Annotated in this window: 17 protein-coding genes; 2 read left to right on the top strand and 15 right to left on the bottom strand. The window is 68.0% G+C overall.

The annotated features are described in order from the left end of the window. Positions 1-106: 106 nt before the first annotated feature. From madM to P0Y43_RS19415, 10 genes are all read right to left on the bottom strand, one after another. Positions 107-871, bottom strand: coding sequence for a malonate transporter subunit MadM (gene madM, locus P0Y43_RS19460; protein WP_275638890.1), 765 nt, complete (start codon positions 869-871; stop codon positions 107-109). Between the two features lies 1 nt (position 872). Then, positions 873-1,295, bottom strand: a complete 423-nt coding sequence (gene madL / locus P0Y43_RS19455; RefSeq protein ID WP_275638889.1) for a malonate transporter subunit MadL — start codon at positions 1,293-1,295, stop codon at positions 873-875. 63 nt (positions 1,296-1,358) lie between these two features. Next, positions 1,359-2,279 (bottom strand): malonate decarboxylase subunit epsilon, encoded by a 921-nt coding sequence (gene mdcH, locus P0Y43_RS19450; protein ID WP_275638888.1) that lies wholly within the window; start codon positions 2,277-2,279, stop codon positions 1,359-1,361. Then, positions 2,276-2,890, bottom strand: coding sequence for a malonate decarboxylase holo-ACP synthase (locus P0Y43_RS19445; protein ID WP_275638887.1), 615 nt, complete (start codon positions 2,888-2,890; stop codon positions 2,276-2,278). The genes mdcH and P0Y43_RS19445 overlap by 4 nt, the downstream gene beginning before the upstream one ends. A 1-nt stretch (position 2,891) precedes the next feature. After that, positions 2,892-3,683, bottom strand: coding sequence for a biotin-independent malonate decarboxylase subunit gamma (gene mdcE / locus P0Y43_RS19440; RefSeq protein WP_275638886.1), 792 nt, complete (start codon positions 3,681-3,683; stop codon positions 2,892-2,894). After that, positions 3,680-4,528 carry a biotin-independent malonate decarboxylase subunit beta gene (locus tag P0Y43_RS19435; protein ID WP_275638885.1) on the bottom strand — a complete coding sequence of 283 codons (849 nt, stop codon included), beginning with the start codon at positions 4,526-4,528 and terminating at the stop codon, positions 3,680-3,682. The genes mdcE and P0Y43_RS19435 overlap by 4 nt, the downstream gene beginning before the upstream one ends. Continuing rightward, positions 4,521-4,820, bottom strand: a complete 300-nt coding sequence (locus P0Y43_RS19430) for a malonate decarboxylase subunit delta (RefSeq protein WP_275638884.1) — start codon at positions 4,818-4,820, stop codon at positions 4,521-4,523. The genes P0Y43_RS19435 and P0Y43_RS19430 overlap by 8 nt, the downstream gene beginning before the upstream one ends. Position 4,821: 1 nt before the next feature. Further along, positions 4,822-5,667: a triphosphoribosyl-dephospho-CoA synthase gene (locus P0Y43_RS19425; protein ID WP_275638883.1), complete on the bottom strand. Its 846-nt coding sequence runs from the start codon at positions 5,665-5,667 to the stop codon at positions 4,822-4,824. Further along, the gene (gene mdcA / locus P0Y43_RS19420; RefSeq protein ID WP_275638882.1) at positions 5,667-7,328 is read right to left on the bottom strand and encodes a malonate decarboxylase subunit alpha; all 1,662 of its coding nucleotides are present in this window, start codon (positions 7,326-7,328) and stop codon (positions 5,667-5,669) included. Before mdcA ends, P0Y43_RS19425 begins: the two co-directional genes overlap by 1 nt. 920 nt (positions 7,329-8,248) lie before the next feature. Continuing rightward, positions 8,249-9,205, bottom strand: coding sequence for an AraC family transcriptional regulator (locus P0Y43_RS19415; RefSeq protein ID WP_275638881.1), 957 nt, complete (start codon positions 9,203-9,205; stop codon positions 8,249-8,251). A gap of 348 nt (positions 9,206-9,553) precedes the next feature. Here P0Y43_RS19415 and P0Y43_RS19410 point away from each other — a divergent pair, with 348 nt between their 5' ends. Next, entirely contained in the window at positions 9,554-10,438 is an 885-nt protein-coding gene (locus P0Y43_RS19410; RefSeq protein ID WP_275638880.1) for an alpha/beta hydrolase, read from the top strand. A gap of 15 nt (positions 10,439-10,453) precedes the next feature. Here the strand turns inward: P0Y43_RS19410 and P0Y43_RS19405 are convergent, their stop codons facing one another. Together P0Y43_RS19405 and hisN are read right to left on the bottom strand one after the other, a co-directional pair. Further along, positions 10,454-11,185, bottom strand: coding sequence for a hypothetical protein (locus tag P0Y43_RS19405; RefSeq protein WP_275638879.1), 732 nt, complete (start codon positions 11,183-11,185; stop codon positions 10,454-10,456). Between the two features lie 110 nt (positions 11,186-11,295). Further along, on the bottom strand, positions 11,296-12,087 hold the full coding sequence (hisN, locus tag P0Y43_RS19400; RefSeq protein WP_275638878.1) for a histidinol-phosphatase: 792 nt from the start codon (positions 12,085-12,087) through the stop codon (positions 11,296-11,298). A 194-nt stretch (positions 12,088-12,281) separates the two neighbouring features. On the opposite strand from hisN, the gene P0Y43_RS19395 reads away from it, so the two are divergent. Continuing rightward, the gene (locus tag P0Y43_RS19395) at positions 12,282-12,926 is read left to right on the top strand and encodes a helix-turn-helix transcriptional regulator (protein WP_275638876.1); all 645 of its coding nucleotides are present in this window, start codon (positions 12,282-12,284) and stop codon (positions 12,924-12,926) included. A gap of 101 nt (positions 12,927-13,027) precedes the next feature. Here the strand turns inward: P0Y43_RS19395 and P0Y43_RS19390 are convergent, their stop codons facing one another. The 3 genes from P0Y43_RS19390 to P0Y43_RS19380 form a co-directional block, all read right to left on the bottom strand. After that, positions 13,028-15,034, bottom strand: a complete 2,007-nt coding sequence (locus tag P0Y43_RS19390; RefSeq protein WP_275639022.1) for a MacB family efflux pump subunit — start codon at positions 15,032-15,034, stop codon at positions 13,028-13,030. 2 nt (positions 15,035-15,036) lie between these two features. After that, positions 15,037-16,188: a macrolide transporter subunit MacA gene (gene macA / locus P0Y43_RS19385; protein WP_275638875.1), complete on the bottom strand. Its 1,152-nt coding sequence runs from the start codon at positions 16,186-16,188 to the stop codon at positions 15,037-15,039. Positions 16,189-16,239: 51 nt separating this feature from the next. After that, positions 16,240-22,455 (bottom strand): non-ribosomal peptide synthetase (locus P0Y43_RS19380; protein WP_275638874.1); only part of this gene is annotated, 6,216 nt, incomplete at its 5' end.

The raw sequence follows: 22,455 nt of genomic DNA, 5'->3' as shown, positions 1-22,455 counted from the left end.
CTCCGAAGGCTCTGTCTCTGCCCTGGAGGATCCGCCTGATCGGGGGTGGAGGTGTTGATCCAGGACAAGGCGCTGTCAGTGCCCCGCGATAGGCCCCCAACAACCGTCAGCCCACCAGCCCCCTCACACAGAAGTACAGGATCGACGGCCCCATCAGGCACCCCAAACCGGTGTGGAAGGTCGCCGTCAACGCCCCGTAGGGCACCAGCCGCCGGTCGGTCGCCGCCAACCCCGCCGTCACCCCGGAGACCGTCCCGGCCAGGCCGCCGAAGACCATCGCCGAACGCGGGTTGTCCAACGCCAACAGGCGCGCCGACACCGGGGTGAAGACCATCACCAGGATCGCCTTGATCAACCCGGTGGCGATCGACAGCGCCATCACCTCGGAACTCGCCCCCAGCGCCGCTCCGGTCACCGGCCCGACGATGTAGGTCACCGCACCAGCGCCGATGGTGGTCATGCTCACCGCATCACGGTAGCCAAAGGCCCAGGCGGCCGCCGCACCGACGATGAACGGCAGCACCGTGCCCAGCAGCAACGCCACCGCGCCGATCATCCCCGCCTTGCGCGCCTCGGTGGCCTGCACCTCGAAGGCGGTGGCGACGATGGCGAAGTCACGCAACATCGCCCCGCCCATCAAGCCGATGCCAGAGAACAAGGCCATGTCCGCCAGGCCCTTCTGCCCGCCGGTCAGGGTCCCGCCCACCCAGGCCAGCACCAGGCCGATGACGATGGCGATGGCCGAACCGTGCACCCGGCCGAAAGTCAGGTAGCGTGACAGCATCACCGACAGCCACATGATGCCGCCCACCACGGCGAATGCGGTGATCAGCCCGTTGTGTTCCAGCGCCTTTTCAATGATCGACCACATGTCAGCGCCCTCCCGCCGGTGCTACCTGCGCGCGGGGCCCCACCCCTGGGTCGTCCTTGGGCAACGGCTCGCCACGATGGGTACGGCTGATCACGGCAATGGTCAGCCCGCACAGCAGCACCGCGCCGATCGCCGCCACTACCGCCACGGGCCCGCCGTGCAGTGCGGTGACCACGTTCTGCTGGGCCGCCATGGCCACCACCACCGGGATGTACATGGCGCCCCAGAACCCTACGCCGAACTCGCATTCCTTGCTCATGCCGCCGTTGCGGTGCATGTACAGCCGCGCGCAGATCAGCAGGATCATGGCGATGCCGACCCCGCCCACATTGGATTTGACGCCCAGCAGCACGCCCAGGAAGTCGCCGACGATTACGCCGGCCAGCGTGCATACCGCCAGCAGAGCCACACCATAGATGATCATTTTCGTTGTCCTCGGTCTTGTGTCGAAGTTGCTTGTTGTTGTCCTTCGAAATGCAGCCTGCGGTCATCGTTGGCGGGCCACCTCCTGACGCAAGAGCGCGTCGATCGAATCCGGCCGGGTGCTGTCCAGGGCGACCACCCTGCCCGCGTCGAAGACCTTGCGGGCCAGGCCGCTGAGCACGCTGCCCGGCGGCATCTCCACGTGCAGGCGCACGTCGCGCTCATAGGCGCTGCGCAACGTCGCCCGCCAGTCGACCACCCGCGCCATGTTCAAGGCCAGGTCATCGCGCAGCCGCTCAGGGTCGTGCAGCGCGCGTGCGATGGTGCCGCTGAGGTAGCCGATGCGTGGCCGCTGCACGCTCACCCCGGCAAACGCCTGGGCCAGTTCGGCGGCGGGCCCGGCCAGCAGCGCGCAGTGCGACGGTACGCTGACCGCCAGCCGTGTGCAGGCGCCCTGCCCGCCACGACGCACCCGGGCGGCGACGGCGGCCATGGCCAAGTCGCTGCCGGCGATGACGATCTGCGTGTCGGCATTGAGGTTGGCCACGTACACCTCGCCGCCAACTTCGGCCAGCAAGCGCTCGACCTCAGGCAAATCGAGGCCGTTGATCGCGGTCATGCCGTAGCCCTGGGGGTAAGCCTGCTGCATCAACTCGCCACGCAGGGCCACCAGGCGCACAGCGTCGACGAACGGCAGGGCATCGGCGACGACGGCGGCGGCATAGGCACCGATGGACAACCCCGCGACATAGGCCGGAGCCGGGCTGCGGCGCAGCAGCCAGCGCGCCCAGGCGACCCCGGCCAGCAACAGGCACAGCTGCACGGCGCGGGTCGACTGCAAGGCCTCGGCGCTGTCCAGCGCCAGGGCTGATTGCTTCAGGGTATCGCTGGCCTCTTCCAGCAGCCCACGGGCCTCGTCGGGCAGACGGTGCAGCATGCCCGGTTGCTGGGCGCCCTGGCCGGGGAAGGCGAACAGGCTGCTCATGCCGCGCACTCCAGGCGATTCCAGGGGTCGAGCACCAGCCGCGCGCCCCGGGGCGACTTGAGCAGGACGCGGCGCGCGCTGCCGGCCCATTCGCGCAAGGCCACGGCGCCCTCCGGTGTTTCCAGCTGCAGGTCGATACGGCACCGCGCGGCATCCAGCCGCGAGAGCAACGCCTGCGCCTGCTGCCGGGGCATGGGTTTGGGCGTGCGCAGCAGCAAGTCGAGGTCGCTGCCGGGATGCAACACCGACTCGCCCGTGGCCAGTTGGTAAGCGACGCCACCGGTCGGCCCCCAGGGCAGTCCGCTGGCATCGAGCACGGCGCTGACCTGGGCCAGCGCCTGCAAGGCCGGCAGCGGGCTGTCGCCGTGCCAGCGCAGGTCTTCGGGGCTCAGCCGGCGCATGACCGCCGCGCAGGGCATCTGCGCGGCCAGGCGCCTTTCCCGCCCTTGTCCGCGCACGCCCACCGCCACCCAGCCCTCGGCGCAACGCGCCCGACGCACCACCACCGGCTGACCGGCGACCAGCACGTCGTGAGCCCAGGCCGGCGCATCACTGGGCAGCTGCGCCGGGGTCATGCCCCAGAGCAGGTCGTGTGGGCGTGGCACGCTCATCTCAGGTCTCCTGCCACTGGGCGCGCAGGCGTTCACGCACCAGGCGCGATGCGCTGCGGTGCTCGCCCGCCAGGCGGCCAGACAGGTCCGTGCTTTCACCAATATCGCGCAGCGCTTGCACCAGGGCTTCACGCACCGCCGCCAGGTCCTCGCCCTGTGGCTGTTCGGCATTGCCCACCGCCTGTCGGCGCCACAGCAGGCCGAGCGAGGCGTAGCTGCCCAGGTCGTAGGCCATCGGCGGCACCTGGGCGGCCAGGGCCTCCAGTTGCTCGACCGTGCGCAAGGTGATGCGCGCCGCGGCGGCCTTGCCCATCGCGTGCACCATCACCCCGGCATCGTCCAGGGCGATCAGCCGCTGGGCCTGGTAGCCATGGGCGAGGAAGGCGCCGGACATCGCCTTGCCCACCAGCAGGCCGATCAGCGGGTGGCCGGCCAAACGGGCGCGGGCATAGGCGTCCACCGCCCCGGCCAGGGCCTGGTGAATGCCCAGCGCCTCCTCGCGGCGGCCATAGGCCTGGCTGGGCACATCGACGATCGCCACCAGGGCGCGGCGGGCGCCGTCGCGGTCGGCGGCGATGGCATCGTCCACCGCCTTGGCCAGGCCCCAGCCCTCAAGCAGGCCGACCTCGCCGCCACGGGCGCGGGGAAACGGGTTGTCGCTGTCCGGCAGCACGGCGATGAAGCGCGCCGGGCGGTTGTCCAGCTCTGCGTCGACCACCCGCAGCGACGCGGGGTAGCCGGGCACGGGTTGGCCTTGGGTCAGCCCGGTCATCCAGTTCAGGGCACGGCTCATGACAGTTCTCCTTGGTACAGGGCGCGCACATCGGCGGCATTTACCTGCGGGCAGTCGTCGCCCAGGCGCGCCAGGCGTTCGAGGAACCAGGCGTGTCGGCGGCAGCGCTCGACCGACGGGGTGTCGAGCAGTTGCAGCAGCTGCGCGCGCAGGCCCTCGACATCGTCGGCGACGTAGCCGTCCACCAGGCCGCTGGCATGGCGCTGCTCACCCCCGCTCAGGCTCCAGATGAAGGGGCGGTCGCGGGCGTCGTATTCCTCGATGCCGGCTTCCTGCTCGATCACCTGGGGCCCGTTCAGCCCCAGGCGGGCCTCGCGGGTGACCAGCAGGTGGCTGCACAATCCCGCAGCGATGGACATGCCGCCGAAGCAGCCGACGGCACCCGCGATCACCCCGACCACCGGCTGGTGGGCGCGCAGCTCCACGATCGCCGCCTGCACCTCGGCGATGGCCGCCAGGCCCAGGTTGGCCTCCTGCAGGCGCACCCCGCCGGTTTCCAGCAGCAGCACGGCGCAGGTGGGGATGCCGTTGCGGTTGTCCTCGACGGCCAACTCCAGCGCCCCGGCGATCTTCGCCCCACCCACCTCGCCCAGGCTGCCGCCCTGGAAGCCGCCCTCGATCGCCGCGATCAGCGCCGGGCGCCCGCCCAGGCGGCCCTTGGCGATGATCACGCCGTCGTCGGCCTGGGGCACGATGCCCTGGCGCGGCAGCCATGGCGACATCAAGCGCTCGAAGGGGCCAAGCAGTTCGCGGAAGGTGCCAGGGTCGAACAGCGCCTGGGCCCGTTGGCGGGCGCCCAGCTCGACGAAGCTGCGGTGCTGCAGCAGGCGGGCATTGTCAGTCATGGCCGATCTCCTCGAAGCCTTGTTCCAGGCGCAAGCGCACCACACCGGGTGTGGCGCCGAAATCATGGATGTCGATGCGCATGGCGGGCAGTGCGCGACCATCGAACAGCCGTTCGAACAGTTGCGCCCAGCGCGCGTCGCTGCCGTTCACCGAGGTCACCACCTGGATCTGCAGGCGCCCAGGCTGGCCGGGCTCGATCAGCACCTCCAGGTCGCCGGAGCTGACGCAGCCGACCAGGCTACGGCCACGCGCCAGGCCCACGGCAGGGTATTCAAAGGTCAGGGTTTGCATGTCACAGGCTCCCGGCTTTATCGAGGAACAGGCAGGCGGCGAGCAGGTCGGCGGCGCCCCCTGGCGAGGCATTCAGGTGCAGCAGGCGCTGGTCGAGCCGGCGCAGCAGGCGACGGCCCGGCAAGCTGGCGCTGCCGCCAGCGGCCAGTACCCCCGCGGCGCCCTGCTGCACCTCGGCCAAGCCTTGCGGCCCGGCGCGCCAGAGCACGCAGGTGTCGCTCAGGCCGGCCATGATCGCCAACAGCGCATCCAGGCGTGCATGGTTCTCGCTCACGCCTGCCGCGCGGCTGCGTCGCAGTTGCGGCAGGCCCAGGCCAGTGACGGCGGGAAAGCCCAGTTGCGCCTGTTCACGCGCGCCACTCATGGCATAGCGGCGGCGCACCTCACGGCCATGGCTGTCGCTGGGAGGCAACGCCGGGTCGTCGACCAGGGCGATGCGCCCGGCGCGCAGGGCCAGGGTGGGCGCCTCGGGGTTGCCAGGTTGCAAGGCCCGCGCCGCGACCAGCAGGCCCAGGGCCCAGATCGCCCCCCGGTGGGTATTGATCCCGCCCGTGGTGGCCAGCATCGCGGCCTCCCCTTCGCGGCCGATGCGGCCCAGCGCCGCGCGCAGCGGCACGTCGACCTGGCCATGGGCCTGGGCCGCCTCGGCCATCTGCCGGAAGCACGGCCACAGGGCCAAAGCCGAGGCATGCATCAGCGCCAGGGACATGTCCTGGTGCGCGCCATTGCCCCGGCGGTCCACCAGCCCCGGCTTGGGCGACAGGTCGGCTTCGTCGATCAGCGCTTCGACGGCGAGGTCGGCGAGGCCGTCGGCCAACGGCAGCGCCTTGAGTTCGAGTGCGTTCATCACCAGCTCCTGAAGCGTGCAGGCGGGTTGTAGAGGCCGCCGGACCATTCCACCAGCTCGGCGATGCTGCGCGCCGCCAGCAGTTCGCGGCGGGCATCGGTGCGGCGTATCCCGAGGTCTTCGGGCAGCGCCACCAGGCCTTGTTGACGCAGACGCTGGGTGTCCTTGGGGTCATGCCGCAAGCCGATGGCGGTAACCCCCGCGACGGCCGCGATCATCTGCCGGCGTTCCTCAAGGCTGCGCGCCTTGTACAGGTAGGCGATGCCTTCTTCGGTGAGCAGGTGGGTGACGTCGTCGCCGTAGATCATCACTGGCGCCAAGGGCATGCCGGCCTTGCGCGCCACCTCCACGGCGTCGAGGGTTTCGACGAAGGTGGGCTTGCCGCCCTCCTGGTAGGTCTCGACCATCTGCACCACCAGCTTGCGGCCGCGTTCGAGCAGGGTGTCGGGCACGGTCATGTCCAGCCATGCCGGGGTCGCATGACGCCGGCCGCGCGGGTCATGCCCCATGTTCGGCGCACCGCCGAAACCGGCCAGACGGCCACGGGTGACGGTAGAGGAATGGCCGTCACCGTCCACCTGCAGGGTGGCGCCGATGAACAGGTCGACGGCGTACTGTCCGGCCAGCTGGCACATCATGCGATTCGAGCGCATCGAGCCGTCGCGGCCGGTGAAGAACACGTCCGGACGCTGGGCGATGTAGTCCTCCATGCCCAGCTCGGTGCCGAAGCAGTGCACGCTCTGCACCCAGCCGGTCTCGATGGCCGGGATCAGCGTCGGGTGCGGGTTGAGGGTCCAGTTGCGGCAGATCTTGCCCTTCAGGCCCAGGGATTCGCCGTAAGTCGGCAGGATCAGCTCGATCGCCGCGGTGTTGAAGCCGATGCCGTGGTTGAGCGACTGCACTTGGTGTCTTTCATAGATGCCACGGATCGCCATCATCGCCATCAGCACGTGCACGGGCTTGATGTGGCGCGGGTCGCGGGTGAACAGCGGCTCGATGTAGAAGGGTTGGTCGGCGACCACCACGAAGTCGACCCATGACGCGGGGATATCGACCCGCGGCAGGTCGTCGACGCGCTCGACCAGTTGGTTGACCTGGGCGATGACGATGCCATCGCTGAAAGCCGCCGGCTCCACCAGCGCGGGGGTGTCTTCGGTGCTGGGGCCGGTGTAGAGGTTGCCGTCGCGGTCGGCCATGAAACCGGCGACCAGGGTGACATTGGGGATCAGGTCTACCAGCAGGCGCGAATACAGTTCGATGTAGGTGTGGATGGCGCCGACTTCGAGCAGGCCGTCTTCGAGCAATTGGCCGATGCGCAGGCTCTGCGGGCCGGCGAAGGAGAAGTCGAGCTTGCGGGCGATGCCGCGTTCGAACAGGTCCAGGTGCTCGGCGCGGCTGACGCTGGGCATGATCATGTGCAGGTCGTGCAGGCGGCTGGGGTCGGCTTTGGCCAGGGCGCGCGAGAGGAAGTCGGCCTGCTTCTGGTTGTTGCCCTCCAGCACGACGCGGTCGCCGGGGGCGATCAGCAGCTCGAGGGCCTCGACGATGCGGTCGGTGGGCAGCACCCTGCCCTCGGCCAGGTGCTGGACACGCGCCAGGCGGCGCTGCTTCTCGGCCCGTCGCCGCGACCACTGCGGCGGTGGGGTGGTCAATGTGCTCATCGCGGGCTCCACGGTTGGGCTGTCGTGGAGCTAACTTAGGCTTGGGGCGTGGGGGCATCAATCAAGCAGCGTGCGTGATTGTTACGCCTAGGCTAACGATCATGGGAGCCGCTGTCTTTTTGGTGTCAGTGCCGACGCAATCGCTGTTGATCTTGATCTTGATCTTGATCTTGATCTTGATTTTGATCTTCGTGCGCGGTAGTTCAGACGCAGCAGATTGCGACGTCAGGAGGCCGAGTGGAGGCGTCTGGAGGGCCATGGCGCGTAGCGCCACTTCGGCGCAGCCGAAGACGCGAGATGTAGGTTTGCGCAGCAAACCGTAGGCCGCGTGGGCCCGGAAGGCGCCGGAGCGAGGGGACCCCGAAGCGCAGCGTAGGGGCCGGATGCAGGAGCCAGCGGTTTTTGCCTACTTTTTTCCAAGAAAAAAAGTAGGCCGCCGTAAGGGCGGAAAGGTGATTTGGCGCCTCTCGAAGAAACGGATATTCACGCTGTTTCAAAGCCAAAGCCAAAGCCAAAGCCAAAGCCAAAGCCAAAGCCAAAGCCAAAGATCAAAAAACCCTCGGATCAGCACGCCAACCGCGTGAATATCCAGTCAGGGCGGGGGCGCCAATGCCCCTTTTCGCCCTTACGGCGACTTACTTTTTCTCATGGGAAAAAGTAAGCAAAAACCGTGGCTCCTGCATCCGGCCCCTGCGCTACGCTCCGGGGTCCCCTCGCTCCGGCGCCTTCCGGGCCCACGCGGCCTCCTGACGTCGCAATCTGCTGCGTCTGAACGACCGCGCACAAAGATCAAGAGCGGTTGCGAGGCGCTGCGCGCTCGCTGAAACAAGAGCAAGAGCAAGCTTGCATCAGTGGGATTTTGGTTGCGTTTGCCGCCTCATCGCGGGGCAAGCCTGCGCCTACAAAGGGCCGCGTCGTTTTTAAGTGCGTCGTTTGAAGGTTTCCGACGGCAACTCGCCGAACTGCTGACGGTAACTCTCGGCAAACCGACCCAAGTGCAAGAAACCATAGTCCAACGCCAACTCCGTCACGCTGCGTACCGGGCAACTGGCATCGGCCAAACATGCCTGCACCCGCTCCAGCTTCTTCTGCCGAATGTACTGCCGAGGCGTGGTCCCCAACTGCCGGTCGAACAGCGCATACAACGACCGCACACTCATGCACGCCTGCTCCGCCAACCCTTCGGCCGACAGCTCGAGTTTCAAGTTGCGCTCGATATGCTCGAGGATCCGCTCCAGGCTCGCGCCCGATACCCCCAACTGCTCACGACGAATATTGTTGCTCATCAGGGTCAGCAGCTTGCTCGCGACGATCTGGCTGTAATATCCCTGCACCTTCGCAAGCGAGTCACTGACCTCCGCCTCGTGGCAGACCATCGCCAACAGGTTGACGAAGCCGTCCAGCTCTTCCAGCCGGTAATGGTTACGCAAGAAACGCACCCCGCCACTGGGCCGCTGCCAGCGCTGCTCCTCGCAGAAACTGTCGAGCAGGTGGGTCGGTACCTTGAGGATGAACTTCTCGCAGTCTTCCGAGTAGGTCAGGTCCACCGGGTCATCCGGGTTGATCAGCAACAGCTCGCCCGGCACCAGGTAGTGCTCGCGCTGATGCCCACGCCACAGGCAGTTGCCGTTCAGTAGCACTTGCAGGTGGTAGATGGTCTCCAGCGCTGGGGAGGTGACGCGCACGCTGCCGCCGTAGCTGATACGACACAGGTCGAGGTCGGCGAATTTGCGGTGGCTGAGGCTGGCCTGGGGGTGGGTGCTGCGCGACAGGCCGATGCAGTGCTGGCCCACGTGCCGGTTGACGTAATCGGACACGGCATAGGGGTCGGCGTGCTGGAACACGCTACTGCGCTCGCTCAATAGGCGGCTTTCCATAGGCAAGGCACTCGGCATCGTTATTGTTCTGGTCGCCGCTTCCTACAGGCAAGGGGCCTGTGGTCACGGTCGTCACGGTATCGCGTGTCGCCAGTCATGGGGCATCGGGCAGTCGACGCCTGGCAGACAAGCGCCACACTAAGCAAAAAACCCAGTGCCCGGCAATGCCTATCGGGCAAACGGCGGGCGGAAAACGCACCTGATGCGACGATCGGCCGTTCGATCAGCGAACGGTTATTTCCGAAATAGCTTGCAAACATCTGATGGCGCCATTCAGAAGAAATTTCCTACAGCGAAACCCGGTGTTCTGCTACAACCCGACGACTCCTCACACCGATCAAGGTGCCCATGGCCGACTCACTGCTCGCTGCATTCAAACGCCGCTGGCTCACCTGGCTGGCGATGGCCATGCTGGTGGTTGGCCTGCCCGCAGGTTGCGCCGTGCTGCAGCACAAAGAGCGCGAGCTGGTGTTTCGCATCGAACCGGGCCAAGCCAGTTGGTTCCAGGGCTTGCCAGCGGGCGTTCAGGAACTGGACCTGCGCCCGCGCAGCTTCACCAACGGCCAGACCCTGCACGCCTGGTGGTGGCCGGCCCGACGCGCCGACGCACCGGCGATCCTCTACCTGCATGGCGTGCGCTGGAACCTCACCGGCCAGTTGTTCCGCATCGAGCAACTGCATGCCATGGGATATTCGGTGCTGGCCGTGGACTACCGCGGCTTTGGCCAGAGCCGTGGCGAGCTGCCCTCCGAAGCCACGGTGTACGAAGACGCACGCATCGCCTGGGAGCGCCTCACCCAATTGCAACCGAGCGCCGGCAAGCGCCTGATCTTCGGCCACTCCCTGGGCGGTGCGGTGGCGGTGGAGCTGGCCAGTGAACTGGCACGCCAGGCGCAGCAGGCCGGCGAGGCCGTGCCGGCGCGAGGGTTGATCCTCGAGTCGACGTTCACGTCCCTGGGCGATGTCGCCGCCGTGGTGGCCGACACCAGCCTGCCGGTACGCTGGCTACTGTCACAGAAGTTCGACTCGCTGGAGAAGATCAAGGATGTCGGCATGCCGCTGCTGCTGGTGCACGGCCTGGACGACCGCTATGTGCCGCCGCGCTTCAGCCAGCAACTGTTCGAAGCGGCGCAAGAGCCCAAGGCACTGCTGCTGGTGCCCGGGGCGACCCACAACAACAGCATGCGCCTGGCCGGGCAGCGCTACCGGCAGGCGATCGACGCGTTGCTGTAACGACAACCGCACACCTCATTGCACCGGCAGGAAGTTCATCAGCAGCAGGCTCTGCGCATAATTCAGCCCGATCCGCCGGTAGCGCTCGTCCAGCAACTGCGCCATCAGATCGAGCCGGGCGACGATCTTGCCGAACTCCACCGCGAAACTCAGGTTACTGCCCTCCTCCGAGATCTCGTTGGAAAACAGCAACAGCACACCGTTGGCGTCCTGGCGCTGGCTGAGCATCCAGGTGGCCTTCTCGATGTTGCGCGCGGCGTTGTTGATGAACAGCGGGTCGAGGGTATCGGTCATGTAGAATTCGGTCCGCCCGCCATGGGCGGTGATCAGCATGCTGCCGATGGCGTAGATGAACGCCCCGACGCGATCGCCGCGAAAGTCCGGGCTCAGTGCATAGCTCAGCGCTGCCAGGTCACGCCGTTCGCCCAGTTGCGCCAAGGGCTGGCGTTGCTCGATGGCCTGGCGGATCTGGCGCTCGGCGGTGGCGGCGTCCAGGTAGCCGGATTGCTTCCACTGCGCGGGGTTGCGCAGGTAGAGCTTGTTCATCAGCAAATACAGGCTGTCCAGGTTGTCACGCATGGACAGCGTGGCCATGCGATCGACGCTGGTCTGGAACAGTTCACTGGGGTGGCCGTTGCCGAACTGGGTGAGCATGTCGCGGCCCTGCTCCTGGGTGCAGGCGCAGAGGGCGAACAGGGCGCCGGCCAGGAGCAGGCGCGGGCAATGGCGCAGCGGAAAAACGGGCATCGAAAGCAGGGTCCAGGGCAGCGGCCGGGCCGGTTATCGGCGCAGCCTGGCCATGCATAGAGCCCTGGAATCAGAAAAAGTGCGATGTGCCGGCGTGGCTGCCGGCCCGATCACATGGCCTGACGCAACATCTCCACCACCTGCGCATGCAATGCCGGGTCGCCACAGGCCACCACGCACCCGCCGTCCTGCGCGCTGCTGCCATCCCAGGCGGTGATCACCCCGCCCGCCCCTTCGATGATCGGTATCAACGCCTGTACGTCATACGGTTGCAAGCTGGCCTCAACGATCACATCGACGAAACCCGACGCCAGCATGCAGTAGGCATAGCAGTCGCCGCCGTAGCGCATCAGTCGCGCACGCCCGGCGACCTGCTCGAACGCGGCCTTGCGCGCCGGGGTGTCGAACATGTCTGGGGTGGTGCACATCAGCGTGGCCGTGGCCAGGTCGGCGCAGGCCCGGGTCTTCAGCGGCGTACCGCTGCGCCAGGCGCCTTCGGGGGTGCCGACGAAGCGTTCGCCGGTGAATGGCTGGTTCATCACCCCCACGACCGGGCGCTCGCCGTCGTTCAGGGCAATCAACGTACCCCACAGCGGCAGGCCCGTGATGAACGCACGTGTGCCGTCGATAGGGTCGAGCACCCAGGTCAGCGGGCTGCTGCCCACCGCCACGCCCTGCTCCTCGCCAAGGATGCCGTGCTCGGGGTAGCGTGCCACGATCAACGCGCGCATGGCGTCCTCGGCAGCCTTGTCGGCAACGGTCACCGGGTCGTACAGGCGCCCGCCCTTGTCCTCGACGTCGAGGCTGGCACGGAAGTACGGCTGGATCGCCACCGCCGCGGCATCGGCCAATTGCTCGGCAAAGGCTCGGAATTCGCCGATCTGTTCAGCGCTCAAGGACATGGGTCAGGCCTCGTAGGGGAAAGGGGCTGGCATCATACCCGAGGTCAAAAGGGTTATGCCCTTATTGCTATTTCATTAAGCAGTCACTGAATCGTTGTACTAGGATAGCAAGCAGTTCCGCGGCCCTGCCCGTGGCCAAGGCTGGCCACCGGCCGCACGGAGCGTTCGAACCACCGTAACTCATGGATGACACGATGAATTCGCACCGGTTGTTTCCCCAGATCGGCAAGGTCATTGCCAGCACCGGCAGCGCGCATTTCCCGCGCATGCTGCATGACCTGATCCAGACCCACCTGACCATCGACGCCACGCATATCCGCCAGTTGCGCCTGGCCTCGCCCCCGTGCGCCGACAGCGACTCGACCCTGCTCAGCGAAACGGTGTTCAGCACGCAAGCGCCTCAAGACGGCTTCAGCGACCCGGCGAGCCTGCACCTGGCCCGGCGCAAGAACGGCTACCGTTACGAGATTCACGTGCTGCGAGCCGACCAGGCGGCGTTTTCGCCCAGCGAGCGCAGTTGCCTGGAAGACATTTCGCCGCTGCTGCTGCCCATGCTGGAGCAGCACATCGACGCCTTGCAGCCGGGGCTGGCCGAGCGCCCGGGCGGGGAAAGCCTGCAGACCCGCTTCAGCGAGCGCCTGCGCCAGTGCGGCCTGCACCTTTCCGAACGGGAGCAGCAGGTGTGCCTGGGGCTGCTGGCCGGACACACGGCGCCGCAGCAGGCCGAGCGCTTGCAGTTGAAGGTCAATACGGTGGAGAGCTACCTGCGCCGGGCGGCGATCAAGCTGGGGATCAGTGGGAGGCATTCATTGATGCGATGGATGTATGCGCAGGCTTGAAGGTTTGTAGCTGAGTTTACCGGCCCTATCGCGGGGCAAGCCCGCTCCACAGGGGGACTGCGCCCACCCTGTAGGAGCGGGCTTGCCCCGCGAATGCGATGTCAATCTCGTGCCAAGGCCTCGATGGGGTTCAACCGCGCGGCGTTTCGCGCCGGCACGAAGCCGAACAGGATGCCGATCAGCGTCGAGCAAGCGAACGCGGTCACGACCGAGGCCGGCGAGAACACCATCTGCCACTGCTTGACGAACAGCGCGAACAGGTAGCCGATCCCGTACGACAAGCCAATACCGATCACCCCGCCGATCAAACAGACCATCACCGCCTCCACCAGAAACTGCTGACGGATGTCCGACTGCCGCGCCCCCACCGCCATGCGGATGCCGATCTCGCGGGTACGCTCGGTGACCGACACCAGCATGATGTTCATCACCCCGATCCCCCCCACCACCAGCGAAATCACCGCGATCAGCGACAGCAGCAAGGTCAGCGAGCGGCTGGTCTTCTGCACCGTCTGCATGATGCTGTCGAGGTTGTTGGTGAAGAAGTCCTTGGTGCCGTGGCGCTGCAGCATCAGCTTGTTGACCTCCTCCTCGACGCGCTTGCTCGGCATGCCGTCCTTGATCCGCACGCTGATGCTGTCCAGGTGGCGCTGCCCAAGCAGGCGCCCGGCGGCGGTCTCGTAGGGCACCCAGACGTTCAGCGCGTTACCGGCGGCGAACAGGTTGTTGTTCTCGGTGGTCACGCCGATCACCGTGCACGGCAGGTTGCCGATCAGGATCACCTGGCCCAATGGGTCGACGCCGTTGCCGAACAGGCGCAAGCGCGTGTTGTGGTCGATCACCACCACCTGCGCCTGGCGCCGGGCGTCGCTTTCGCTGAAGGCGATGCCGGAGGCCAGGTTGATGTTGCGCACCTGGAAATAGCGCTCGCTGACGCCATTGAGTTGCACGTCCACGTCCAGGTTGCGGTAGCGCACCAGCATGCTGCGGCCGATCACCGGCGTTGCGCTGTCGACGTAGTACAGCTGGTTCAACGCGGTAACGTCGGCGGGCAGCAGGGTCTCGATGGCCTTGGCCCGGCTGTCACCGAAGTTGCTGCCTGAATAGATGTCGATGGTGTTGCTGCCAATCGACTGGATGTCCTTGAGCACGTAGTTCTTCGCGCCCTCGCCAATGGCCGAGATCGACACCACCGAGGTGATGCCGATGATGATCCCGAGCATGGTCAGCAAGGTGCGCATGCGGTGCGAGACCAGCGCTATCCAGGCCATCTTGAAGGCCTCGCGGAACAACCCAAGATTCGCCACCAGGCGCCGCGCCGTCGGTGCCGGGCGCGGCGCGGGGGTGGCATTGGGTAGCGCCTGGGCGTCGGAGGCATTGCGCCGGTCGCTGACGATCTGCCCATCGCTGACCTCGATGATGCGCTCGGCGTGGGCGGCGACCTTGGGGTCGTGGGTCACCAGGATCACCGTGTGCCCCGCCGCGTGCAGCTCCATCAAGATGCGCATCACCTCCTTGCCGCTGGCGGTGTCCAGGGCGCCGGTGGGCTCGTCGGCGAGAATCACCTCGCCGCCGTTCATCAGCGCCCGGCAGATGCTCACCCGTTGCTGCTGGCCGCCAGACAACTGGCTGGGCCGGTGCGTCAGGTGCCCGGCCAGGCCCAGGCGCGTCAGCAGCTCACGCGCCCGCTCATGGCGCCGGGCCTGGGCGGTGCCGGCGTAGATCGCCGGGATCTCGACGTTGCGCAGGGCGTCCAGGTGCGGCAGCAGGTGGTAACGCTGGAAAATGAAGCCGAAGTGGTCGCGGCGCAGCGCCGCCAGGGCCTCGTCGTCCTGGTCGCGGGTTTCCTTGCCGTCGACCTGGTAGCTGCCGGCGCTGGCGTGGTCGAGGCAGCCGAGGATGTTCATCAGGGTCGACTTGCCGGAGCCGGAGGCACCGATGATCGCCACCAGCTCGCCGGCGTGGATCTCCAGGTCAATGTGGCGCAAGGCCAGGAACTCGCGGTCGCCGGCCATGAAGCTGCGACTCACTCCCTCCAGGCGCAACAGCGGCTGGGGGGCATGCGCAGTGGCCTGGCGCTGGGGCGTCAGTTCGAGGTTCAGGTTCATGCTCATGCCCCCGCGTCGGCAACCGGCTCGCCGATCACCACCCGATCGCCTTCGGACAGGCCGTCCTTGATCTCGACCCGCACGTTGTTGTTGATGCCCGCCTGCACCTGGCGCACCTGGGCGAAGCCCTTGGCGTCGAGCACCCGCACCGGGTAACGGCCATCGCCATCCTGCGGGCCGAGCGCGGCCACCGGCACGCTGAGCACCGCCTGGGCGGTCGCCAGGACGATGCGCACCTGGGCGGTCATGGCGATGCGCAGGCGGTGCTCGGGGTTGGGCACCTCGAACAGCGCGTTGTAGAACACCGCGGTGTTCTGCTTGGGCGCGGCGCCGTTCTTGTCGGTGCTTTCCAGGTAGTTCTGCGGCGCGGGCTCGGTGCCGCGCAGGGTGGCGTAGTAGCGTTTGTCTTCACCCAGGATGGTGAAGTACACCGGCTGCCCCGGGCTGATGTGGATCACATCGGCTTCCGAGACCTGGGCCTTGACGGTCATGGTGTCGAGGTCGGCGAGCTTGAGGATCACCGGCGCCAGTTGCTGGGCGATCACGGTCTGCCCCTCCTGGGTGACGATGCCCACCACATGGCCATCGATCGGCGCACTGATGCGTGTGTAGTCGAGGTTGACCTTGGCCGTGTCGATCTGCACCTGGGCGCTCTTGATCTGCGCCTCCAGCGCACCGAGGCTGGCCTGTTGCACGCGGTATTCGGACTCGGCGCTCTCGAAGTCCTGGCGTGAGATCGACTCATCGTCCTGCAGCGCGCTGTAGCGCTCGTAGACGCGCCGCGCCTGGGTCACCTTGGCCTGGGTAGAGCGTCGTTCGGCCTGCAGCTTCTCCTCGTCGACCTGGGCCTGGCGCAGGGTGTTGCGCAGCACCAGCGGGTCGATCTCGGCCAACCACTGGCCCTTGCTGACCTTGTCGCCGAGCTTGACCTTGAGCGAGCGCAACTGCCCGGAGACCTGGGCACCGACATCCACCTGGCGAATGCCTTCCAGCACCCCGGTGGCCAGCACCGCGTTCTCGATATCGCCCCGTTCGACCGTGGCGGTGATGTAGCGCGGCGGCGTGGCCGGCGCCTGCACGGCATACAGCGCGATCCCGGCCACCAGGGCCACGGCGGCGCCGAGGCCGATCCTGCGAAACGTCGATTTATCCATAAACTTCATCCAAAAACTGCTCTGGAACCCCGCTGCCCGAGTAGGCGCGGGCTATTGCGTGACCTGCAGGTGCTGCGCTTCCCGCCACCAGGCGGCCAGGCTGAACACCTGAGGCGCCTTGAGGATGCTGAAATGGTTGCCCGGCCCACGCCACACGCGCAGTTGTGGCAGCAGGTGCTGCCACCCCGCGAGCATCGCCGCCTGTTCGCGCTGGTTGCCCGCCGCGTCCAGGGTCGGGTCGGCCACCAGCACCAGGCCCACCGGCCCGGCGAAGTCTTGTGGCGGCCGGTACTCGCTGCGCAGCGCGCTGGCGAAGGTGCGGGCGATACCGTGCAGCGCCTGCGCCGTGGAGCGCGCGGGTAACAGGCCGATGCGCACCATGGCCTGGTGCAGCCACGCCAGCTGCTGCTCGTCATCGGCGGCGGCAAAAGCCCCCGGATCGAGGTCCAGCGACCTGCCGGTGGCCAGTTGCAACGACTCGACCAGGCGCTCCAACGCCGCCGTGAAGGTATAGGGTTTGCCACACACACCCGAACCGCCCGGAGCCTCGCTGTCGACCAGGGTCAACGAACGCACCTCGCGGCCCAGTGCCTCCAGGCGCACCGCCATGGCATGCGCCACCCACCCGCCGAACGAATGCCCCACCAGGTTCAGCGGCCCCTGCGGGTGCAGCGCGACGATCGCGCGCACATGGCACTCGGCGGCGGCCTCGACCCGGCTGTGGGGCGTGCCATTGCCCTCCAGGCCGCGCGCTTGCAAGCCGTACACCGGCACCTGTGGCCCCAGCGCCTCGGCCAGGCCAATGAAGCTGGTGACGCTGTCACCGGCCCCCGGCACGCAGAACAGCGGCACGTGCCCGGCCTGCCCGCTCTGGATCGCCACCAGCGGTTGGTAGGCTGCATCCGCAGCCGGCTCGCCAATGCCCGCCGCGCTGGCCCGCAAGGCTTCGCCGAGCACCCGCCCGAGCACCTGCACATGCGGCGCCTGCATCATGCCCAAATGATCACCGGGCACGTCCACGGCGTGCAGCTGCGCCGCCGGCAGCGTCAGTTCCCAGCCCAGCCCCGGGCTCGCCCCGTCGCGGCATTGCGCCGCGCGCAGCAGGTGCACCCGGATACCCAGCGGTTCCGGCCGGTAATGCGCCAGGGCGTGGCCGTGGGCGATCTCACGTTCCAGGAAACACTGCAGCTCATCGTCACCGGCTTCGGCCAGCCCGCTGTACAGCAGGCCCTGGTCGCGGCAGGCGGCCAGCAGCGTGGCGAAGTCGTGCTCCGCCGCGGCCAGGGCCTGGGCCCGTGCCAGCGCTGCGACACCCGCCTCGCCCTGCGCCTGCCAGTGCCCTTCGCAGTGCAGCAGCAACTGGCGCTCCAGCAGGCGCGGCCCCTGCCAGCGGGCCTTGCCCTGGTCCACCAGCCGCGGTTGGTAGGTGTCGATCAAGCCAAGGAAACTGACCTCCTCGTCCATGCCCAACAACTGCGCGGCGACCTCATAGGCGAGCGCGCCACCGAACGACCAGCCAGCCAGGCGATACGGCCCCTGCGGCTGCACTCGGCGGATGCGCATCAGCAGGCCTGCCGCCAGGGCCTCCAGGGTGTCGGGCTGCGGCTGGCCGAGGGCGATGCCGGGCAGGCCGTAGATCGGGAAGTCGCCCTCGATCTCGCGGCCCAGCACCGGGAAATAGAAGTCCATGCCGCTGAACTCGTGAACCAGGAACAACGGCGTCTCGCTGCCAGTGGCGCGCACGCACACCACATCGTCCGGCGGCGGCGCCTCGCGCTCGGCGATCAGCCCGGCCAGCGCGGCGATGCTCGGCTGCTGGAACAGCTCGGCCAACGAGACCTCCAGGCCCTGCTCACGCTGCAGGCCGACCAGGCGGATTGCCGACAACGAATGGCCGCCCAGGGCGAAGAAGCTGTCATGGCGACCGACCCGTGGCACCTCCAGTACCTGCTCCCAGAGGGTGGCCAGTTGCTGCTCCAGCGCTGTCGCCGGGGCCTCGTAGACCGTCTCGATCAGGTCGTCCTGGCCAGCCGCCGGCAGGGCCTTGCGGTCGACCTTGCCATTGTTGGTCAGTGGCAGCGCCTCGAGCCCTACGTAGGCGGCCGGCACCATGTACTCCGGCAGCCGCGCCTGCAGCCAGGCGCGCAGGCTCGCGGGTACCAGGGCCGGGTCCTGGCGGGTGAACCAGGCCACCAGCCGCGCCGGGCCCTGGGCCTGGGGCACGGCCATGACCACCACCTCACCGATGCCCGGGCATTGCGCCAACTGCTGCTCGATTTCGCCCAGTTCGATGCGGAAGCCACGGATTTTCACTTGGTCGTCGTTGCGCCCCAAGCACTCCAGCTGGCCATCGTCGCGCCAGCGCCCCAGGTCGCCGGTGCGGTACAGCAAGGCGCCGGGGCGCGTGCCGAACGGGTCGGCGACGAAGCGCTCGGCGGTCAGCTCGGGGCGGTTCAGATAGCCCAGGGCTACGCCGTCGCCGCCGATGTACAGCTCACCGACCACGCCGGAAGGCACCAGGCGCCGATGTTCGTCCAGCACATGCACCTGGGTGCTGCCGATCGGCCCACCGATCGGCACCTGCTCGGCATTCGCCGGCACCACGCGCACGTGACCGGCGGTGGCATAAGTAGTGGTTTCGGTCGGCCCATAGCAGTGCACCAGGCGTAGCCCTGGGGCCAAGGCCAGCAGGCGGCGGAAAGCCGCCGGGTCGCCGCGCTCGCCGCCGCAGAGCAGCACGCGCAGGCCCGCCAGGGCCTCGGGAATCAGCTGCACGTACTGGTTGAACAGTGCGGTGGTCACGAACAGCACCGTCGCCCCGCCATCACGCAATGCCGCGCCGAAGCGCGCCGGCTCCAACAGCGTGGCGTGGTCGATCACCAGCACCTGGCCGCCGTTGAGCAAGGCGCCCCAGACGTCCATGGTGCTGGCGTCGAACGCCGGGTTGGAGGCGAAGGCGATACGGTCGTGCTCGCTGAAGTCGGCATAGCCGTCGTTGAGCACCAACCGGGCGATGCCACGGTGCGCCACGCGCACGCCCTTGGGCGCGCCGGTGGAGCCGGAGGTGTACATCACGTAGGCCACCGCGTCGCTGTCCTGGGCCAGGCACGGGTTGTGCCCGGGCTGGTCGTCCAGGGCCAGGGTGTCGAGGTCGATGCGCCGGTCGCGATAGCTGATCGCCTGGCGGGCCAGGGTGAGCAGTGCCACCGCCTGGCAGTCCTGCACCATGAAGCCCTGGCGCTCGGCGGGGGCGTTGATGTCGAGCGGGACGTAGGTGGCGGCGCACTTGGCGATGGCCAGTTGCGCGACCAGCAGCTCCAGCGAGCGCGGCAGCAGGATCGCCACGTGATCGCCCGGCCGCACACCCTGGCCGATCAGGTAATGGGCCAGGCGGTTGGCACGCTCGTTGAGCGCACCGTAGGTCAGGCTGCGTGCGCCCTGGCGCGCGGCCAGGGCCAGCGGGTGGCGGGCCGCGCGCTGTTCGAACAGGCGCTGCACCGGTTCGCGTGGGTAGTCGCGGGTGGTGGCGTTGAACGTCGCTCGCAGGCGCTCGGCTTCGTGGGCCGGCAACACCGACAGGTGCTCCAGACCCTGGGCGCTGTCGTGCCGCAAGCCTTCGGCGAGCCCATGCAGGGCTTGCTCCAGGTACTCGCAGAGGCGCCGCGCGTCGATGCCCTCGGCGCACTGCGCAGTCAGGGCGAAGCCTTCGCCCAGGTCGTCGATGCTCAGGGCCAGCGGGTAGCTGCTGCGCTCTTGGGCGTCCAACAGTTCGATGCCCTGCCAGGCCTCTGTCGCACGCTCGCTGCCCTCGCCCTGCGCGCTATGGCGGTAGTTGAGCAAGGTATTGAACAGCGCCGTGCCCACTGGCAGCCCGCTGCAACGCTGGGCCAGGGCCAGGGACGCGTGTTCGTGGGCGAGCAGCCCGGTCAGGCGCTGGTGGGTGGCGGCCAGCGCCTGGCGAGCCGAGACGCCGGCCAGGTCGACACGCAGCGGCAAGGTGTTGATGTACACCCCCAGCGCCCGCTCGGCGCCCTCGCCGCCCTGCAGCCGGCCCAGCAGCACGGTGCCGAACACCACGCTGTCACGCCCGCTCAGTTGGCCGAGCACTTGCGCCCAGGCCAGGTGCATCAGGCTGGCGACACTGACCGCCTGCTCGCGGGCCAGGGCGCGCAGCCGCAGGCCAAGGGCCGCGTCCAGTGTGCGCCGGGCCTGGGGCACGGCGTCTTGGTGCGGCGTGGCGTGGGCGCCATAGGGCAAGGTGGGCTCGTCGAGGTCGCCCAGTTGTTCGCGGAAGAACGCTTCGTGCCGGTTGACGTCGCCGCGCTGGGTGAGTTGGGCGATGTAGTTGCGATAGGGGACTGCGGGCGGCAATTGCCGTTGCTGGCCAACAAGGCAGGCTTGCAGTTCGCCGCGCAGCACCTCCAGGGCGATGTGGTCCATGACCAAGTGATGGAACAGCAGGGTCGCGGTGAGGCGGCCGGTGTCGGGGTGGGTGGTGTGGAGCAGGCGCAACAGGGGGGCCTGGGTGAGGTTGAAATGGCGGGCGTCCGAGGTGGCGCCATCGCGGGGCAAGCCCGCTCCAAGGGCAGCGCCGTGCATGTCCACGACCTCCAGGGCAACCTCGCGCCAGACCACTTGCACGGGCGCCGCCAACCCCTCCCAATGGAACGCGGTGCGCAGGCTGTCATGGCGCGCGATCACCTGCTCCAGGGCATGGCGCAGGGCCTCCAGGCGCGCAGCGTCGGCCAGCGCGAAATGCACCTCCAGCACATAGGTCGCAGCCTGCGCATTGGCCAGGTGGTGGTACAGAATCCCACCCTGCAAGGGGCCCAGTGGGTAGATGTCCTGCACATTGGCCGCGCCACCTTCCACCGTGGTGACGATGCGGTCGATGGCCGTTTGCTCCAGCGTCACCAGCGGCAGCAGCTCCGGGGTAATGCGCGTGCAACCCTCGGCGATGCGGTTGGCCGGCACCACCGCCTGCCCGCCGTCGCTGACCAGGCGCGCCAGCGCCGCCAGGTCCGGAGCGCCGAACAAGCCCTGCACCTCCAGGTCGAGGCCACGGGCGCGCAGGCGCGCGGCCAGGGTCACTGCCAGCAGCGAATGGCCGCCGAGCTCGAAGAAGTTGTCGTGCCGCCCTACCCGCTCCACGCCCAGCAACTCGCCCCAGACTTCGGCCAGCAACGTCTCGATGTCGCCCTGTGGCGCCTCGTAGGGCCGTGCTGCCACCTCGCCCGGCGCCGGCAGGGCCTTGCGGTCGAGCTTGCCGTTGGGGCTCAACGGCAGCACGTCGAGGTGAACGAACAGTGCCGGCACCATGAACTCGGGCAGATGCGCCAGCAACGCGGCACGCAGCGCCTCGGCAGCCTGCGCGCGGCCAGTGTAGTACGCCACCAGGCGCTTGCCGGCGGGCGGCAGGTCGAGGGCCAGCACCGCCGCTTCCTGCACACCCGGCACGCGGGTCAGGCAGGCCTGGATCTCGCCCAGCTCGATGCGCAGGCCGCGGATCTTCACCTGGTCGTCGTTGCGACCCAGGTATTCCAACGTGCCGTCGGGCAAGTGCCGGGCCAGGTCGCCGGTGCGGTACAGCCGCGCACCGAGGCGTTGGCTGAACGGGTCGTCGAGGAAGCGCTCGGCGCTCAGTTCGGGGCGGTTCAGGTAGCCCCGCGCCACCTGCGCGCCGCCGATGTACAGCTCGCCGGCCACGCCTTGCGGCACCGGCTGGCCCTGGGCATCCAGCACGTACAGCGTGGTGTTGGCGATCGGCTTGCCGATCGGGGTGTTGTCCGGGGTCTCGGCCAAGGGCTCGGCGCAGTGCCAGGCGCTGACGTCCACCGCCGCTTCGGTCGGGCCGTAGAGGTTGTGCAGCTCGACCGTCGGCAACTGCGCCTTGAAGCGCCGCACCAGGCTGCCCGGCAGCGCTTCGCCGCTGCACAGCACGCGCTTGAGGCGCGCGGGCTCGGCATCGCCGTGACCCAGGAACACGTCCAGCATCGACGGCACGAAGTGCAAGGTGCTGATCCCTTCCTCAGCGAGGATGTCGCGCAGGTAGCTCGGGTCGCGGTGCCCGCCAGGGCGCGCCATGACCAGCCGCGCGCCCACTTGCAACGGCCAGAAGAACTCCCACACCGACACATCGAAGCTGAACGGCGTCTTTTGCAGGACCACGTCGTCAGCCGTCAGGCCGTAGGCGTCCTGGGTCCACAGCAGGCGGTTGACCACCCCGGCGTGCTCGTTCATCACGCCTTTGGGCAGGCCAGTGGAGCC

Origin of the sequence: Pseudomonas entomophila (genome assembly GCF_029193575.1) — a bacterium.
In the GTDB taxonomy this organism is placed as follows: domain Bacteria; phylum Pseudomonadota; class Gammaproteobacteria; order Pseudomonadales; family Pseudomonadaceae; genus Aquipseudomonas; species Aquipseudomonas entomophila_G.
This window is presented reverse-complemented; position numbering and strand designations above follow the sequence as displayed.